Source organism: Terrimonas alba (genome assembly GCF_042434975.1).
GTDB classification, from domain to species: domain Bacteria; phylum Bacteroidota; class Bacteroidia; order Chitinophagales; family Chitinophagaceae; genus Terrimonas_B; species Terrimonas_B alba.
The window spans coordinates 1-934 of sequence record NZ_JBHMQM010000049.1 but is presented as its reverse complement, the minus strand read 5'-3'; the positions used below and the strand labels follow the sequence as shown (position 1 = coordinate 934).

The window sequence follows — 934 nt, the reverse complement described above, 5'->3', positions numbered from 1 at the left end:
AAAATGGCGGCAAAGGATTCCATAATACAACTAATGAAGCCTGCCCTGCAGCAAGCGTATGCAATAGATGACGATTATCTTATTGCAACTGTCAGCTGGTGGTATGGAGAAACGATGTTTTTCTGCAAGCAAATTGAACTGTCGACAATGTATTGTTTAAATGCGGTAGAAATCTTTGATAGAAGAGGAATAACGAATGACGCGTATAAATACCAGTTTCTCGGAGAGCTTTTTTATATTACACGTGACCTTGACAAAAGCATCTATTACATTCGCCAGTCTATTAAAAATGAAAAAGACACTTCCCGTGATGCAAAAGTAAATACGATGAGCCGTTGGAATACTATAGCACTTTGCTGGCTAAAAATTGGCAACTACGATTCTGCATTTCATTATTATGATATTGCCATGCAAATGGCAAACGCGTTAAATTCGGAAGTTTGGAAAGGAATTATTTCGGGAAATAAAGGATATGCCTATTTTTTACAAAAAAAATATGACATCGCTAAACCATTGCTTGAATTCGACTACCGCACCAGTAAACAGCATGACGAAATTGCCAATGCGGCCCACGCATTGCAAATGATAGCGAGAATCAATTTATTGCAGGGCAAAAAAGACAGCGCATTGCGGCAGGTGAAGGAAGCGCTGCGAATGCTTCAACAACAACCTCAACCGCTACCCCATTTCCTTCAAGACGTATATTACGCCACAGCCGATATATATCGTGTACTGGGTAACAGCGACAGCTTTTATCACTATTCACAATTATACAGTAACCTCCACGACTCCATCGAACATGCCGTTGCAAACAGCCGTTTGGAGATTTCCCGGCTTAGATTAGACAATCAGTCAAACGTTTCTGAGCTTCGTGAACTTCAAAAAGAAAGAGACGCCGAAACACGGGAACGCAACTTAGTTATTGCGGCAATTG

1 protein-coding gene is annotated in these 934 nt (G+C 40.8%); it reads left to right on the top strand.

Going from position 1 to position 934, the window contains the following annotated elements; genetic code table 11:
• Positions 1-33 precede the first annotated feature (33 nt).
• Positions 34-934, top strand: a 901-nt coding sequence (locus ACFEL9_RS26130) for a tetratricopeptide repeat protein (protein ID WP_385896362.1), incomplete at its 3' end; no start/stop codon positions are given.